Here is a 15,881-nt window from a genome sequence, read left to right on the forward strand (position 1 = left end):
GCGCATCAGCCGTTCAGCGCGTCCTTGAGAGCTTTGGCCGGCGCGAAGGACAACTTCTTCGCAGCAGCAACCTTGATCGTCGCACCGGTTGCCGGATTGCGCGCCTCGCGCTCAGGCGTGTCCTTGACCTTGAACTTGCCAAAGCCCGGGATCGATGTTTCGGCGCCGGATGTGGCGGCAGCGGTGACGGCGGCGAAGACTGCCTCGACAACCGCCTTGCTCTGGACTTTGGTCAAGCCATGTTCGGTCGCGATCTTTTCTGCAATCTCATTGGTTGTTGTCATTGTTTTCCCCTCATGATGACGCGGGAATTCTCGCCCAACGGGATCCCTCTTGTCATCTGGCGTCTCAGCGAGCAGGGCCTAAATCCGGGCGATTTCCACAACGCAATCGCCGCTCTTTGTCGAAGTTGGTTCCCGACCCCGTGGGGGCCCCGATTCGGGTACGCCCTCGCATAAAAAGCGGCCGCTAACGTGGCAGCGCGAACCGCTGCCTCGCGGCCGGCGGCCGGGGCCTTCGGTTCTCGCATCGCTACCGGCGACGGCGAGATGCACCAACGGATAGATGATGTCGCGCCGGTGAGACTGATATGCTGCCACCCGAGCGGGCTGATGTGTTTGATAATGTCGGTCGTGACGAGGCGCAGGATGTCATTCCAGCTTGCCTTGATCCGCCCGACATTGATGGGTTCGCCGACGAGCGACGCTAAGTTTTCGGGAGGTGTGTCGCCGCTGACGTTAAGGACCATCGACCGAGGCTGCTGAGGTCAGATCAGACGATGACTTGAGTCCCGATCTCGACCACGCGGCCGGTGGGAATCTGGAAATATTCGGTCGCGTCGGCGGCGGTGCCGGCCAGCCCGATGTACAGCCGAGCCTGCCAGAGCGGTAAGCCGGAAGTGGCCGATGGTATGAGCGACCGGCGGGAGAGAAAGAAGGAGGTCGACATGATGTCGAACTTCCAGCCCTGCTTGCGCCAAATTGCCATGGCTTTCGGAATGTTCGGCTGCTCCATGTAGCCGAACTTCATCGTCACCCGCATGAACAGATCGTTGATCGGCTCCATCTTGATCCGCTGGCTGTCGGGAACGGTGGGCGCCTGGGCGGTTGCCACGGTCAGAATGACGTTCTGCTTGTGCAGCACCTTGTAGTGCTTCAGGCTGTGCATCAGCGCCGTCGGCGTGCTCGTTGGGTCGCTGGTCAAGAAGATGGCGGTGCCGGGTACAAGCTGAGGCGGCTTCTTCACCATCTGCTCGGCAAGGAAATCGAGGGGAATTTCGCTCTTGCGAGTCTTGTCGAACAGATAGCGCGTTCCGCGGACCCAGGTCCAAATGATAAGGCACACCACGAGAGCAATGGCTAGCGTGACCCATCCGCCGTCGACCACCTTGATGATGTTGGAGCCAAGGAATACCAGGTCGACGATCAGGAATAGTATCGAAGCCAAAAGCGCCGCGGCCCAGGACCAGTTCCAGATTCTACGCATAACGATAAAGAGAAGCAGATCCGTCACCACCATCTCACCGGTGACCGAAATGCCGTAAGCCGAAGCCAGATTGCCGGACCTCTCGAAGCCAAGTACCAGCAGCACGACGCCAACGCCGAGCATCCAGTTAACCCGCGGAAGGTAGATCTGACCTTCCTGCGTCTCCGACGTGTGCAGAATGCTGAAGCGCGGCAGGAGCTTCATCTGCACCGCCTGGCCAATTAGCGAATAGGCGCCGGAAATGACCGCCTGGCTGGCAATGATCGTGGCAGCGGTCGCCAGACCGACCATCGGCAACAGCGCCCAACCCGGCTGCATGTCGAAGAAGACGTTTGCTGGCAAGGCGGTACGCGTCAGAACGAAAGCGCCCTGTCCGGTGTAGTTGAGGAGAAGGCAAGGAAAAGCGATGTAAAGCCACGCCAGGACGATCGGTTTGCGGCCGAAGTGGCCGAGATCGACGTAAAGCGCCTCCGCACCCGTCACAGCCAGGAAAACAGCGCCGATCGTGCCAAGCGAGAGTGCCGGATTGGCGGCGAGATAATGGACCGCGTAATAGGGATTGATCGCCCACAGCACGTCGGGATTGGCGATGATATGGCTCAACCCCGAAATTCCGATCGCGACAAACCAGGTACCGGTGATCGGACCAAAAACGCCTCCGACTGCGCCCGTTCCAAAGCGCTGAACGGCGAAAAGTGCAACGAGGATAAGCAGCGTGATGGGCACGACATAGGGCTCGAAGGCCGGCGTCACAGTCTCAAGGCCTTCCACAGCCGCCAGGACCGAAATTGCCGGCGTGATCATGGAGTCGCCCGTGAACAGTGCCGCGCCAACGACGCCTAGTGCCAACATTGCGGTCGAACGCGCCGGAAAACTGCGGCGTGCAAGAGACATTAAAGAGAGCGTACCACCCTCACCCTTGTTGTCGGCCCGCAGCACGAACCTGACATACTTAACGGACACGATCAGTGTCAGCGCCCAAATGATCAGCGAAAGGACTCCCAGCACGTCCTCGCGCACCACCGAGCCGTCGGACGCGGCTATCAGAAGCGCTTCGCGAAGCGCATAGAGAGGGCTTGTTCCGATGTCGCCGTAGACGACACCGAGTGCGCCAAGCATCAAGATTTTAAGATTGGGCTGGCTAGGCGAGTCTTGGGCGGCCGGTTGCGTGGGATCGGCGCCCCTGTCAGCGTCGGCGTTGGCCATAACAACTACTCCATCCAGAACTGGCGAGCCGCGATAGTCCTGCTGCCACGCATAAGCAAACGTTTCGTTGCCGCAACCCGGTCATGATCCATTGCCAGCGCGCCGCCTGCCAGTCCGAAGCCTTGAGAAACCGGTGTACTATTTCCGACATCCCATATTCCGTGGGTTGGGTTGTCAAGCCAAGTATGCTGGCCCGGCTCGCCGTGAATGGCAGGCAATGCCCACACGATTGACAGTGGCAATTGCACTCGGCGATGCCGCAGGCGACGGCGTGAACGGCAGCAAACCCTCGCTTTTGCGACCTTCGCAACGAATGATGGGAATGGCTGGAGAGGTCGAGAGCGGAAGTAGCTCCCTCGCGGAAGTCATTCCATCTGTCATCTGCATTTGACGAATTAACCGTATCCGCTGTCAAGCAGGCATAGGTTCCGCATACGTTCTCAAAAGTCGGACAGATTCGCTACTTTCGTGTCGTGACGCCAATAAGGAACGTCCGGTTGCGTACGAGCACGGCAAAGCTCTGATCTCTGCTGTAGCGCATAAAACCGACAACCATGGTTGACAGGCTGACGGTGAGCGAGAGACTGTCGCGCAGTTTGGGACAGATCCCCACTCGAAGGACCTTGCCAAAATCGCCTATGTGGAACGGCCCGCTTGGCAAGATCTTCCCTCGTGTATTTCCCAAATAAGAACGGTGCGGTCATATGTCCGGCCTGTTTCTTGGCTTTTCGGCCTTGGCCACGATGAGGTCCGCGGAGCAAACCGCCTGATCAGCTTCTCGCGCTTTCGTGCGCTTGCGATTTTACGGTCTGATTTGCTTCGGGATGTCGTCCCGTTGGGTTATCACGATTGGCACCTTGCCTGACTCTCCGACTGGTCGGCCGGAAAGCTCGTGATCATCTTGACTCCCCGATAGGTATCGCCGCGAACGAGCAAGGCCCAAATGATGCGCGCGATCTTGTTGGCGAGTGCGACAGCGACGACCTTGAAGGGCCGACGCAGCATTATGGCCGCTATCCACGGCGATGGTTGGAGGCCACGCCGTGCCAGCTTGAGTATCGACGTCGCTCCGGCGACAAGCAGCGTTCTCAATTGTTGGTTCCCTCGCTTTGAAATTGAACCGATCCGCTCCTTTCCTCCGCTGGAATGCGCGCGTGCCCAGGCAGCAAAATCGCGCCCGGTTCGGAAGCCGGCAGGATCCGGCACGACTGCCCGAACGGTTGCCGCAATGATCGGCCCTACGCCGGGAATTGCTGTTAAACGTCGAGCGGCGCCGTCTGTTCGCACCGCCGCTAGAATTTGTCTGTCGAGCCTTTCAATGCGTGCCGTCACGGTCTCGATTTGCTCGACCAGCTCTTCCAAAGCCATTCGAGCCGCGCTTGGCAATCTGATGTCCCCCTCGTCGCGTACTATGGCGGCAAGGCTGACAATTCCGACTAAACCGGCCGCCCTGACAATTCCCAGTTCGGCAAGGTGCGCTCTCAAGGCGTTAATCGACTGGGTGCGTTGTCGAACTAACAAATCCCGCGCTTTGAGCACCATTCCCGCAGCCTGTTCGCCCTGGGTTTTGGTAGGCACATAACGCATGGTCGGCCGCGTGACGGCCTCGCAGATGGCTTCGGCGTCCGCTGCGTCAGTCTTGTTGCGTTTGACATAGGCCTTCACGTAGGCGGGCGGCATCATCCGAACCGAGTGTCCAAGTGTCTGAACCTCCCGAGCCCAATAGTGCGCGCTGCCGCGGGCCTCGAGGCCGACCAGGCGAGGCTGCAATCTTCGAAAGAAGTCCAGCACCTGGGAACGACGCAGAGCGCGACGCACGACCACACTTCCATCCGACGCAATGCCGTGAACCTGAAAAACGGATTTGGCCAGATCAAGCCCGACTGTGGTAAAATTTTCCATGGAGCGGTCCTTCCTTCTGGTGGCTTTTCAACACGACCACGTTAGGCACTTGATGCCGTTTGAGAAGGGCCGTTCCACCTCATCAGCTACGGGCCGACTGCGCCACATTGACTGTCAGGATATGTTGCCGAACTCGGCAGCGTCTTTCTCTCGGCTGACCTTGGCATCGCAATTGAACCGCGCGCGAAGATCATGCGGCGTATATTGCCTCCTGGCTCAAGTGCTTGAAAAACGAGAAGCGCGCCGTGTTCCAGATGGCAACTCGTGCCGAACGCGCGGTTGCCTATCTGCACGGACTGCAGCCGAGTTCGAATGCGCCGCTCGCGACCGAAAGCGATCCGGCCGCCGCGTGAGGCGCATCGCTCACCGCATTTTCTTCCAGGTTGGGTCTGCGGCTTCGCGGATCCCGCCTGAAAGGGTTTTTTGCCGGCGGCCGCCCCGCAAGCGGGGCAACAAGATCAAGTGCTCTGTATTGCTCATCGCGCCCGCATCCGCGGGCGATATCCGCGCCTGAGCTTTCGGCCTGCCAAATCAAGGAACAGGTCGATCGCGTCTTCCTCGCGCGAAAACTGATGGGCCGTCGATTGCCCGCGTGCGCCAATGCGTCCCCAACGACGGGTGAGGCAGATTTCGCCGAAGAGGTTGCTGCCGATTTCGAGCGAATAGAACCGGGCCATGTTTCGGGTCGCGTCCTTGCGTTCGATGTAGAGGCGATAGGGCTGCGTAATCATGCGCTCAGAGTCGCGCGTCGCGCCGCGCGCGTCCAACGAGAGTTTTGAATCGATTGGACGTAATCGATTCATTTTCGTGATGGACCGGTCTCAGGACGCGGTGGACGCTATCACAGCCGAAGCTGCGAAGTAAGGAGACGCTGCTCCCGTCTAGCGCGGGTTTTCCTTCCGCCTGAGAAGGGCCATCCGGATCGCCTCTGTCTTTGTCAGTTGAGCCGGCAATGCCGACTTTGGCTCGCTGGATCCATCGCGCGCCTTGAAGCCTTCATACTTCCTGAGCGCATCCAGCCGGTCGCCATCCGAAATAGGACCGACCGGCTCGCCATCAATATCATGGCGCATGGAATCTGCCCGCGCGATCGCGATTTGATAACTCCGCGAATGCACATAGGTTGCCATTGCCTTGCGCAGCGTCGACACGCTGATATCCGGTAGCAGGAGAGGGCGGATGTCATTCCAAAGCCCAAGCGCAAAGGGTCGGATGGGGTCGCCGATTGGCCGGAAGGATGGCGATGGGTCGGGTGAGACGGGCGTTGATCGCCTTCGTCTTCGCGACTTCTCGTTCGCGCGCCAGAACCGGTCGGGAGCTCTTTCGGGGAAGTTTCGTCGCGTCTGCTTTCTGATCCATCGCAGCCCCCGCCAATCCAGGATGTCCCCACTCAAGGATACGCCATTCGACAGCACGAACCAACGACGTCAGTTCCTGAGCATCTATAGCGTGTGTGCCGGAACTTGAAGTGCGGCCAGCCACGGAGGCCTGCGCAATCAAGGAGACGCGCGCCTGCCTGATAATTCCTGTAGTAGACGGCGAGTCATCTTTATCCTACTGGTTGCATATGAAAACGAGCCTCGAACATCTTCCCGAGAAGAAACAGCGCGAGCTTGCCCGCATTGTGGAGATCATCCACGAGGAGTTTGCCGATGCGCTTGAAGGAGGCTCCGCCGACTTCAAGAAGCGCGGGCGGATCCTGAAGATTATCCTGTTCGGTTCCTACGCCCGCGAAACGTGGGTCGATGAACCGCATACGATGAAGGGTTACCGCTCCGACTACGACATCCTCGTCATCGTCAATTCGAAGAAGCTCGCAGAACCGGAATACTGGGACAAGGCGACCGATCGTCTGATGTGGGACAGGAGCGTTTCGACGCCGGTCGGGTTGATTGTTCATGGCGCCCGGGAGGTGAACAACTTCCTCGCGGACGGGCAATATTTCTTCGTAGACATTCTGCGCGAGGGCATCGTGCTTTACGAGCTCGATGATCGGCCACTGGCCGAACCGAAACGGCTCTCGCCGGCCGATGCACTCCGGGTGGCTAGGGAGCATTCCGAAAGACAGGACGAAAGTGCGAAGCGCTTTCTTGAGTTGGCGCGTGTCGCAATATCCAATCATTGGGCAAATCATGCCGCCTTTTTGTTACATCAGGCAGTCGAGACCGCCTATTCACGCCTGCTCCTCACGCTCACCAACTACAGCCCGCCGTCGCACAATCTCAAATTCCTCCGCGGTCTCGCCGAGGATCGCGACCAGCGGCTGGTCGAAGCTTGGCCGCGCGATCAGCACCGTTTTGCCGCCTGGTACAACGTTCTGAACGAAGCCTATGTTAAGGCGCGCTATTCGAAGCACTTCGAGATTACCGTGGAAGCCCTCGATTGGCTTCTTGAGCGGACGGAGCATCTTCTCCGCCTCGTTGAGACAGTCAGTCAGGAGCGGCTGAGCGAACTGGCCGAGGCGGCGAACGCCACTTAACTCCTCACTTCGTTCGCGCAAGTCCGCTCTTTAGGAAGCTTCGGCTTTCGTCTTCGATCGGCCGAGCGGCGCGCCCATCAACGGTGCAGAGCAGAAGATCATGAACGCGATGTTGAAAACGCCCCATACCCACGTGCCTTCCTGAAACCCGGCCTCCAAGAAAATCGGTCCGGCCGGCAACGATAACAAGTCCCATATAGATAGCGGCGAACTGCAAGCCGCTCTTGCTCAGCGCAACCGCAAGCAGGTTCGCGAGTCGCAAGCGTGCTTCGCGTTGAAGCGATCCGCAAACAACGCCTCGTCACTATCAAGGGTGAGGAGGCCAGGAAGCTCGCGGTGGAAACAGTCACCGAGGCGGTTGGTGAATTCCGGATCGCTTGCGTTTTCAAATCGCGGCAGGAAGAACGCATCAAGCCGCGCCTTCGAGCGCGTATCGTTGGCTCGTTCCGGTTTCGACAACCGCGCCCTGCGAGCAGAACGTTTTGCCGCCAGCTCGGCCAAGGACGGGTCAATGGATTTTCGGGCCATTTCTAACTCCGTGTGCTGACGGCTTTTATTCTGTCGATCGCTTGCTGAGGTGTGATCTCGCCCGACGCCAAGGCCGCATCAATGGCAGGCAGTGTTTTGCCGTCCGGTGACCAATAGGGATTGTCGCGTGTGGCGGTATGCCCCGGCGCCGTGCCGGTGGCCGGAACAACGATACCCGTTACAGCCGGATCATTCCGGAAAATCTCGGCAAGGGTCCGATCCACTTCAGCCGCATAGCCGCTTGCAAAGTCCCGCGTCACGCGGATCTCGCCATGCGTGGTTTGAACGGTGAGGCTGCCGAGGTGGGGCAGTAGTTGGAAGATGCGGGTGAGGGCGTAGTTCGTCTCGGAACTGAGCGCCGGCGCGTCTTCACGAGCACTGGTCATTAGCAGTTGCCACGGCGGTCTGGAACCTCGGCAAGTTTGGCCCTTATGGCTTTGCGTGACATGGCCTAATCCTTCTACTCTCCGTCGGTTAGGAGCGCGATCGCATGAGCGATCACGAAGTGATGTTTTCCCATGGGCGACCATCAGATCTGGCCGCCGTGCGTGCCTTGCAGCACGTCATGATGCAGACGCTTGATTGTTGATCATCGACGTTCCCATCTCTCAGGTTGATCTGATATCTTGCAATTAACGAGATTATGTCTTTTTGCCATTTAATAGCTATAGTTGCAACGGCGATGGCGAACGCGCGGCCTCCCGCTTCATGTTTTCGAATCCTAGCCAGGCGAGTGTCACTCCATTCATTCTGCGGATCCTCCCGTGCCTGCGCTGGTCGTTAGCGGGTTGAGGAGGTCGGCGAAGAGATCCTGATCACCGTCACGCGTGAGAAAGCCGGGCAACTCTCCTCGAAGCCAGTCTCTCAGACGACGCGTAAAATCGGGATCGTTCGACTGCTCCAGCCGGTGAAGCACCAGCGCGCCAAGCAGGATCTTGCGACGTGTGTCCTGGGCGCGCTCCTGTTTTCCGAGCCGAGCTTTGAGCGTCTTCTTGCGCTCTTCCAGTTCGGCGAGGCGCTGTGAGATCGACTTGTGTGCCATGCGATTCTCCTAATGCTTGTGGTCACCAGAGTTTCTGCCATTGCGCGTTGTACGGGGAGGGTAGTCGACATTGCGGAATGCACAACCCCGGAATTAGCAGGGGAACGGTGCATCTTGCATGATCCCGGACGGAGGGAGCGAAGCGAGTAAAGACTATAAGGGCGCACTTACGAGTTGCATGGCAACTCAGCGCTTGGTATGGTTGTGCGACTTTGGAGAGTGTCGTTTGGCCATCTACCATTGCAGCATGAAGCCGATCGCTCGAAGCGGCGGCCGCAGCGCGGTCGCGGTCATCGCTTATCGGACGGCGACAAAGATGCTGAATGAGCGCGATGGCATGGTGCATGATTTCACGCGCAAGCATGGCGTCGAGCATTCGGAAATCGTTCTTCCGGATGGTGTCAACGCCGCCTGGGCACTCGATCGTTCAGTGCTCTGGAATGCGGTGGAGAAGGCGGAGCATCGCAAAGATGCTCGCGTCGCGCGAGAATTCGAAGTGGCACTTCCGCATGAAATCGATGCCGCCGACCGCCTGGCGCTAACACGTGACTTCGCGCGCGAGCTTGCGAACCGTTACGGTGCGGCAGTCGACTTCTCCATCCATCAGCCGCAGGGCGAAACTGACGTCCGCAACTTTCACGCTCATGTAGTGATGACAACGCGGGTGGTGACGGAGCAGGGGCTCGCAGAAAAGACGCTGATCGAGCGCGAGAACAAGTGGCTGCTCGAGAACAATCAGCCGACCTCGCACATGCAGCTCCGCGAGATCAGAGAACTGTTCGAACATCATACCAACCGTCATTTGACGCGGCTCGGACTGGACGTTCGCGTCGATCATCGCTCGCATGTAGAGCGCGGTCTGGAGATCGAGCCAACGGAGCACATGGGCGTTCACGCTTCGCAGATGGACCGTCGTGGCTTGGGGGTGTCGCGCGACAAAATTGATCCAAAGGCGGCACGCTTGAACGCACAATTGATCCGGAGAAAACCTGAGCAGGTACTCACCATCATCACCGGCGAAAAGAGCGTGTTCGATCGTCATGACGTGGCGCGGGCGTTGCATCGCTACATTGACGATCCACAGGGTTTCCACAATGCCTTTGCGGCTGTCATGGCATCACCGACACTCGTTGAGTTGAAGCCCGAAACCGAGACTGAACTTGCGCGCTATTCGACACGGGAGATGGTCGAGACCGAACACGCGATGGCAGCACGTTCAGAGCGGATGGGGCACCGCTCCAGTCACCCTGTTCGTCTTCAACATGTCGAGCGAGCGCTGGACATTCAGGATGCGGCCCTTCGCGCCAATCTATCCGCGTCCAAGCCTCAGCAGGAGCAACGAACAGCGGATCGAGACGAGGCGAACGCGCGCGTAGGGCTCAGCGACGAACAGCGTCTCGCCGTGCGTCACATCACGGGGTCGGAGCAGATTGCTGCCGTGATAGGATTTGCTGGAGCGGGTAAGTCGACGATGCTCGCGGCGGCGAGGAGCGCCTGGACCACGCAAGGTTACCGCGTTCATGGTGCTGCCCTTGCCGGCAAGGCAGCCGAAGGTCTGGAAGAGTCATCCGGCATTGCGGCGCGTACGCTCGCCTCTTGGGAGTACGGTTGGCAGAACGGCAAAGGCCTGCTTACCAGCAAAGACGTTCTCGTCATCGATGAAGCCGGTATGCTCGGCAGCCGACAGCTAGCACGCTTCGTCAGACAGGCAGAAGCCTCCGGCGCTAAACTTGTTCTTGTAGGTGATCACGAACAGCTGCAAGCGATCGGCGCCGGTTCTCCGTTCCGCGCGATTGTCGAACAAATCGGTGCGGTGCAACTCTCTGAAATCCGACGTCAGGGCACAGCCTGGCAGCGCGACGCCTCGATCGCTTTTGCCACCCATCGCACAGGGGAGGGGCTTGCGCTTTACGCTGAGCACGATGCGGTCGAGTTTCGCGAAAACCGAGATCAGGCAAGAGCGGCACTGGTGCAGGATTACCTGGCAGACAACGAAGCCCGTCCAGCCGGCTCCCGCATCGCACTTGCCCATCGGCGCATCGATGTGAGGGCGATCAATGCTGAGATCCGTTCCGGCCTTCAGGAGCGTGGGCTTCTGGCGAAAGGAGTCGAAGAGCACGCTTCGCTCGGGCAGGAAATCGTCTATCGGACGAATGACGGTGAGCGGGCGTTCGCCCGCGGCGATCGAATCGTCCTTCTTGAAAACAACCGCGATCTGGGTGTGAAGAACGGTATGCTCGGTAACGTGATCGCCGTCGAGCCGGACGCACTACATTTACGTCTCGACGGCGGAGCTGGCAGCAGCAAGAGCGCTCGCTCGATCTCCATACCGGTCAGAAGTTACCAATCCTTTGACCACGGTTACGCCACCACGATTCACAAGTCGCAAGGATCGACCGTTGATCGTGCTTTCGTCATGGCCTCGAGAACCATGGACCGTCATCTTTCTTACGTTGCGATGACGCGTCATCGGGAGGAAGTGCGGCTTTACATAGGCTGCGACGAGCTGAAGGACATGACGGCGCTGGCAGCAAGTATGGGACGATCTGGGGCGAAGGAAACGACACTTGACTACACCGGCGCCTTTGCCGAGCGGCGAGGATTGGCAGAGCAGCTTGGGATAAGTAGCGAGATCCAGATTGGCCCCGCACAGGAACACACGTCCCAAAGAAGTTCACCGAGAAAGACTGGCGATCGTGAGCTTTCGAACGCCGTCCACGCTGCTGCGTCAGAAAGACACGCCGATGAGCGCCGGACGGTCGAGCCTCTTGTCCCGGCACTCACCACTTACTCCCGCGCGGTCGACCAGATAGCTCGAGAAAGAGCCAAGCCTAACTTCGATCGCGAAATGGAGTCGGTGCGGTCGCTCGGGCGACGCATTTACATCGATGCAGATGCAGCTAGCGCCAAGATCGGTTCGGCGATCGTCGAGCAGAGTGTAACCGGAGAGGCGCTTGCCAAAACTATCGCAGAGCGGCCAGAGCAGTTCGGTGCGCTGCAGGGCAGGGCAGGGCTGTTTGGCGAGAACAAAGAGCGCAAGGCTGCCCGCCAATTCGCAAGCGCTTTTGGCAACCACGTCAAAGCTGCTGCCCAGACCTGGACGCGGCGACTTGAAGCGGAGCGCGACGCTGAGACCTGGCAGCGGGAAAAGCGCGACGTGGTCGAAGTCCCAGGGCTCATGCCGCGCAGTGAGGGCATCCTGAAGCAACTCGATAACCTACCCCAGGCCCAGAAGGCGCAGTTCGTGGAAGAGCTTGCTCGCAATCCCGAGGGACGAGACGCACTGGAACAGGCAAAGCAGATCGTGCACGCGCTTGAACAGCGCTTTGGCAGTTCAGACCCGCGTTCGTTCAAGAAGGAACTCGACCGACTTCAGCTGGCTGACACCACGAAGATCGAGCGCATCAACGAGGTCGCTCGCATCGTTGATCGCGCGCACAGGGCGGAGTTGAGCCAAAAGTATGAGCTTACACGAGGACTGAAGAAGGGGTTGGGTTTGGGCATGTAAAACTATCGAAGCCCAGCCACGCGAGTTAACCGGAAGTTCGCGTAACGACGGTGGCTCTCGCTTTCACAGGGAGGGGCCATGGATGATCAATTTCCAAGCCGAGAGCCCGTAGGTCGATGAGACGGGCTTTTTGCAGCGGATTGCCGTCACGAAAGGGCGGCGGTTGAACGATTGCGGTCTATCCAGACGATTTCGACGGGCGTCGCCGAAAGAGCTAATCCCAGATGTCGTACCCCGCAGGGACAATCCCGATCAGCAGTGCAGCGGCCAAATCGAACCGTGGAACAAACGCCAGGATGACCGCGCAGAACGCGACAAGCGTCACGAATGCAAATATTGCAAAAAACCGGCTTCTGTTCATCGGTCTATCCTCTCGGGATGGGCCAGACACTGCGTCATCTCTGTCCTCCTTAGAGTAGATTCGGCAGGATGTAGACGATGCTCGGGAACAGATAGATGTTCACCATGCAGGGAATGACGATCAACATATACGGCATCATGCCGCGGAAGATGTCGGTCAGTTTGACATGCGGAGGCTAGACGCCCTTCAAGTAGTATGCCGACATCGCCATGGGTGGTGATAGGAAGGCCGTCTGCAGGTTGATTGCCACGAGGATACCGAAGAACAGCGGATCGATCCCGAAATGCGGCAGCAGCGGAATGAAGATCGGGATGAAGATGACGATGATTTCAGTCCATTCCAGAGGCCAGCCGAGAATGAAGATGATGATCTGGCCAGGATCAGGAACATCAGCGGCGACATGTCCAGGCCGGTCACGAAGTCTCTGATGAGCTGTTGGCCGCCGAGATAGGCGAATACGGATGCGAAGGTCGCCGAACCGACGAACAACCAGCAGACCATCGCGGTCGTTCGCGCCGTTGGTTCTGCGCAGCGAATGCGTGCCATATTCTTCCCGATCGCCGACACCCATTCATCCACCAGTCAAATGACGGTTGGCATCAACACGACTGGGAAAAGCGAAGTCGTCCACCGTTCCGTCACGTCTCGTAAGATGCGCCAGCAGACTTGCTCGAGTATCAGGCGTGATCTCGAACTGGTGCACGGCGGCAATCAAGGTGAGATTCGTATCATCCTGATCGCCGCGCTATAAACTGGACCGGCCTGCCGGTCTTCTGTTGAAACACCATTGCGCGGGTCCGTATTCCGGACCGGTCACGAGCGTACCGATTTTGATCTTCACCAGGTCGCATCCTCGCAGCTTGCTGTCTATCGCGAGGTCAAAAAGCGGACATCCCAGCGAAGGCACTCGGCTTCAAGGCCGAACGGGCAGGCTCAAAGCACACTGTCGTGATCAAAGGTGCATCCCATGTTGTGATGGTGTCGCAGCCTCAAGCCGTTGCGGACCTCATCGAAGAGGCTGCACAGTAATCACTGTAAAATGCTGGTGATCAAAGGCCGCCCCCGGACGGGTGGCGGCTTTGGCGTAAGAGCCATACATTTGTGCTTTCGTGCTGGCAGTCCGACGCGATTATTCTTCGATCAGACGCTTCTCTCCCGGGGGGAGCCCCTGCTCGATCAACCTGTCGAGGTAGTCGCAGTAAGGACTGCCTTCATAGAATGGGTGGGCCGCCTCTCGGACGTATTCCGCATTCAGGTTTGGAAATTTCTTCAAAGCATCAGAGATCCAGATACTCACTTCATCGGTATTGCCCGCCCTGAGGGCGAGCAACGCTGCCCCAATGAATGGATAATAGGTTGTGCGTTCGAAGGACGCGCCTTCCCGTAGATGCATCCGGGCCGTTGAGAGGTCATCGGGCTGGCCTCTCAGCATCAAGCCAATACCGAGTAGTGTCTTGAACGCAAACATAGACGGATCGTGAGGACTGAGATCGATGGCATTTTGTGCGGCTCTAATCGTCGTATCGGCGTCCCTGAGCCGCACGGCTGCCATTCCATGTGCGAAGTGAAGAAACGCGTAGTTGGGATTTAATACAAGGCCCTGTTCAGCGAGAGGCATGGCCTCAGCCGCTCGCCCGTCCACCGTAAGAAGGAGCGACATCATCGCGTACGCGATATCGCTCCGCCTGTCGATTTCTAAGGCCTTCGTGGCGAACGATAGTCCTTCCTTGATAGCGACAGGCACGTCTGCGGCACGCCCCCAAAGTACGAGTGCGTATCGGTGACGAGCTAAATAGGCGTAGGGAAGTGCGAAATTCGGATCGTGTTCGAGCGCTTGTCGAAGGAACTTCTCGGCAGTGGCTTGAGAACCTGCTTCGAAGGAAAGCAATTCAGCAAGGCCGCGGTGACAAAGTTCCCAAGCAGTAAGGTTGTCCGTCGATTTGGCGAGGGCGAGGCCCCGTTCGTGCGCTCCCAGTTCTGGTTCGATGCCCGCGATAATCCGGCGCGTTATCTCATCCTGCACATCAAAAAAATCGGCGATCGGACGATCCCACCGCTCGGCCCAGATGTGTGCTCCGGACATCGCGTCGATTAGCTGTACAGTGATCCTCAAACGATCACCTGACCGCCGAACCGATCCTTCCACGACATAGCGCACACCAAGTTCCCGGGCGATCTTGCGTACGTCCTTGGCTGTTCCCTTGTAGGCGAAAGTCGAGTTGCGAGCGATCACGAACAACCATCGAAAGCGACCTAGTTCCGTGATGACGTCTTCGACCAGTCCGTCGACAAAGAAGTCCTGATCGGGCGTGGCAGAAAAATTCTGAAATGGGAGAACCGCGATCGAAGCACGTTCCTGGCCAGAGAGCCGAACCGGGCTCGGCGCCGTGCCGTCCACCTCGACCTGCCACACGTCAATTGGTTCGGGGATGTTCTTAACGGACTGTGGCCCGAGCCACGTCATCCCAGCGTCTATCTTGCCTTGCACATGATCGTAGATTGCACGAGATATGCAGATGCCTCCGGCGGGTGCGATGGTTTCCAAACGCGCAGTGATGTTGACGCAGTCGCCGAGGATGTCGTCCCCATCGATCACCACGTCTCCCAGATGAATACCGATCCGGAAACGCAGACGTCGGTCTTCCCCTTGAAGAGACTCGTGCGAGATCAAGCTGCGGTGCATTAGAAGAGCCGCTCTTACCGCCAACACTGGCGATGGGAAATCGACTAGGAGCCCGTCGCCCATGGTTTTGACGATGCGGCCACCGCCTTCCATAATCGCCGGGTCAATCACGTAGGTTCGCGCATCGCGCAGCCGCGAAATGGTGCCTTCCTCGTCCGCCGCCATGAGACGAGAATAGCCGACCAAATCGGCAGCCATTATTGTGGTAAGGCGACGTTCCACGCTTGCCCCTCCGCCAAGAAAATACAGTATCGCCTGATAAGCAAATGCGAAAGCTCATGAACCAGCCAATCAGGATAGGAACGAAAAATCCAGAGCGAATGCGCTGGGGGATCGTTGCTGCGACGCGGTTCCGCTCCAAGCCGAGTAGCATCGACAGTCCGGACCTCGATTTGTATCAAGGCGGCGTTCGCGATCGCTTCGGGCGAAGCTGCTCAATCAGGGTGAGACGTGGTGATCAGCTCTCGCGCTGTCACACCCTTGCCCCCGCCGATAGATAGGTGAGTTCCGCATTGTGCAGTGCGCACCCTCCCTAGTTTTTGTGGCATTAGACCTCCGCTACTGGACCCCATACCGGCCGGAAACGCCGTACGCGACATAGTCCTCGCTCTTTGTCGGTTTCCGCTTCGTCGGGTCCAGGCGGAAGGACTTCGCGACACGGAAAGCCACTAGCGAGCCTCCCCATAC

At 58.5% G+C, this 15,881-nt stretch carries 14 protein-coding genes and 2 pseudogenes; 5 read left to right on the forward strand and 11 right to left on the reverse strand.

What is annotated here, in order from left to right:
• Positions 1–5: 5 nt before the first annotated feature.
• The 3 genes from ACTJKE_RS33115 to ACTJKE_RS33125 all read right to left on the reverse strand — a co-directional run bounded on the left by ACTJKE_RS33115 (position 6) and on the right by ACTJKE_RS33125 (position 4,593).
• Positions 6–359 carry an HU family DNA-binding protein gene (locus ACTJKE_RS33115; RefSeq protein ID WP_440693623.1) on the reverse strand — a complete coding sequence of 118 codons (354 nt, stop codon included), beginning with the start codon at positions 357–359 and terminating at the stop codon, positions 6–8.
• A 412-nt stretch (positions 360–771) separates the two neighbouring features.
• Positions 772–2,691, reverse strand: a complete 1,920-nt coding sequence (locus tag ACTJKE_RS33120; RefSeq protein ID WP_440693628.1) for a potassium transporter Kup — start codon at positions 2,689–2,691, stop codon at positions 772–774.
• An 843-nt stretch (positions 2,692–3,534) separates the two neighbouring features.
• Entirely contained in the window at positions 3,535–4,593 is a 1,059-nt protein-coding gene (locus ACTJKE_RS33125) for an IS110 family transposase (RefSeq protein WP_440693630.1), read from the reverse strand.
• 203 nt (positions 4,594–4,796) lie between these two features.
• On the opposite strand from ACTJKE_RS33125, the gene ACTJKE_RS33130 reads away from it, so the two are divergent.
• Entirely contained in the window at positions 4,797–4,946 is a 150-nt protein-coding gene (locus ACTJKE_RS33130; protein WP_440693668.1) for a hypothetical protein, read from the forward strand.
• 123 nt (positions 4,947–5,069) lie between these two features.
• Here ACTJKE_RS33130 and ACTJKE_RS33135 read toward each other — a convergent pair whose 3' ends face one another.
• Complete coding sequence (locus ACTJKE_RS33135) at positions 5,070–5,324, reverse strand: WGR domain-containing protein (protein ID WP_440693632.1); 255 nt, start codon at positions 5,322–5,324, stop codon at positions 5,070–5,072.
• 150 nt (positions 5,325–5,474) lie between these two features.
• Positions 5,475–6,008 carry a ProQ/FINO family protein gene (locus ACTJKE_RS33140; protein ID WP_440693634.1) on the reverse strand — a complete coding sequence of 178 codons (534 nt, stop codon included), beginning with the start codon at positions 6,006–6,008 and terminating at the stop codon, positions 5,475–5,477.
• 152 nt (positions 6,009–6,160) lie between these two features.
• Between ACTJKE_RS33140 and ACTJKE_RS33145 the strand changes: the two genes are divergently transcribed.
• Positions 6,161–7,072: a nucleotidyltransferase and HEPN domain-containing protein gene (locus ACTJKE_RS33145; protein ID WP_440693636.1), complete on the forward strand. Its 912-nt coding sequence runs from the start codon at positions 6,161–6,163 to the stop codon at positions 7,070–7,072.
• A gap of 228 nt (positions 7,073–7,300) precedes the next feature.
• Here ACTJKE_RS33145 and ACTJKE_RS33150 read toward each other — a convergent pair whose 3' ends face one another.
• The 3 genes from ACTJKE_RS33150 to ACTJKE_RS33160 form a co-directional block, all read right to left on the reverse strand.
• Positions 7,301–7,600, reverse strand: a complete 300-nt coding sequence (locus ACTJKE_RS33150; protein WP_440693638.1) for a mobilization protein — start codon at positions 7,598–7,600, stop codon at positions 7,301–7,303.
• 2 nt (positions 7,601–7,602) lie between these two features.
• Positions 7,603–7,986, reverse strand: coding sequence for a hypothetical protein (locus tag ACTJKE_RS33155; protein ID WP_440693640.1), 384 nt, complete (start codon positions 7,984–7,986; stop codon positions 7,603–7,605).
• Positions 7,987–8,345: 359 nt separating this feature from the next.
• Positions 8,346–8,642: a hypothetical protein gene (locus ACTJKE_RS33160; protein ID WP_058329614.1), complete on the reverse strand. Its 297-nt coding sequence runs from the start codon at positions 8,640–8,642 to the stop codon at positions 8,346–8,348.
• 226 nt (positions 8,643–8,868) lie between these two features.
• Here ACTJKE_RS33160 and traA point away from each other — a divergent pair, with 226 nt between their 5' ends.
• Positions 8,869–12,150 (forward strand): Ti-type conjugative transfer relaxase TraA, encoded by a 3,282-nt coding sequence (gene traA / locus ACTJKE_RS33165; protein WP_440693642.1) that lies wholly within the window; start codon positions 8,869–8,871, stop codon positions 12,148–12,150.
• Between the two features lie 214 nt (positions 12,151–12,364).
• Here traA and ACTJKE_RS33170 read toward each other — a convergent pair whose 3' ends face one another.
• Together ACTJKE_RS33170 and ACTJKE_RS33175 are read right to left on the reverse strand one after the other, a co-directional pair.
• Positions 12,365–12,511: a hypothetical protein gene (locus ACTJKE_RS33170; RefSeq protein WP_197423541.1), complete on the reverse strand. Its 147-nt coding sequence runs from the start codon at positions 12,509–12,511 to the stop codon at positions 12,365–12,367.
• A gap of 49 nt (positions 12,512–12,560) precedes the next feature.
• Positions 12,561–13,030, reverse strand: a pseudogene (locus ACTJKE_RS33175) (TRAP transporter large permease subunit); the annotation flags it as partial.
• A 16-nt stretch (positions 13,031–13,046) separates the two neighbouring features.
• Between ACTJKE_RS33175 and ACTJKE_RS33180 the strand changes: the two are divergent.
• Together ACTJKE_RS33180 and ACTJKE_RS33185 are read left to right on the forward strand one after the other, a co-directional pair.
• A complete protein-coding gene (locus ACTJKE_RS33180) occupies positions 13,047–13,262 on the forward strand; it encodes a hypothetical protein (RefSeq protein ID WP_440693644.1) in 216 nt (71 codons plus the stop codon).
• A 137-nt stretch (positions 13,263–13,399) separates the two neighbouring features.
• Positions 13,400–13,540: pseudogene (locus tag ACTJKE_RS33185) on the forward strand (alpha/beta hydrolase); the annotation flags it as partial.
• Positions 13,541–13,640: 100 nt separating this feature from the next.
• Here the strand turns inward: ACTJKE_RS33185 and ACTJKE_RS33190 are convergent.
• Complete coding sequence (locus ACTJKE_RS33190; RefSeq protein WP_440693646.1) at positions 13,641–15,416, reverse strand: adenylate/guanylate cyclase domain-containing protein; 1,776 nt, start codon at positions 15,414–15,416, stop codon at positions 13,641–13,643.
• Between the last annotated feature and the right edge of the window lie 465 nt (positions 15,417–15,881).

Source organism: Ensifer sp. 22521 (genome assembly GCF_052044795.1).
GTDB lineage: Bacteria > Pseudomonadota > Alphaproteobacteria > Rhizobiales > Rhizobiaceae > Ensifer.

Coding starts and splice junctions, on each gene's coding strand:
- ACTJKE_RS33150 (WP_440693638.1), bottom strand. CDS start 7,600: ATGGCCCGAAAATCCATTGACCCGTCCTTGGCCGAGCTGGCGGCAAAA.
- ACTJKE_RS33160 (WP_058329614.1), bottom strand. CDS start 8,642: ATGGCACACAAGTCGATCTCACAGCGCCTCGCCGAACTGGAAGAGCGC.
- ACTJKE_RS33170 (WP_197423541.1), bottom strand. CDS start 12,511: ATGAACAGAAGCCGGTTTTTTGCAATATTTGCATTCGTGACGCTTGTC.
- ACTJKE_RS33180 (WP_440693644.1), top strand. CDS start 13,047: ATGCGTGCCATATTCTTCCCGATCGCCGACACCCATTCATCCACCAGT.
- ACTJKE_RS33125 (WP_440693630.1), bottom strand. CDS start 4,593: ATGGAAAATTTTACCACAGTCGGGCTTGATCTGGCCAAATCCGTTTTT.
- ACTJKE_RS33135 (WP_440693632.1), bottom strand. CDS start 5,324: ATGATTACGCAGCCCTATCGCCTCTACATCGAACGCAAGGACGCGACC.
- ACTJKE_RS33120 (WP_440693628.1), bottom strand. CDS start 2,691: ATGGCCAACGCCGACGCTGACAGGGGCGCCGATCCCACGCAACCGGCC.
- ACTJKE_RS33155 (WP_440693640.1), bottom strand. CDS start 7,986: ATGACCAGTGCTCGTGAAGACGCGCCGGCGCTCAGTTCCGAGACGAAC.
- ACTJKE_RS33145 (WP_440693636.1), top strand. CDS start 6,161: ATGAAAACGAGCCTCGAACATCTTCCCGAGAAGAAACAGCGCGAGCTT.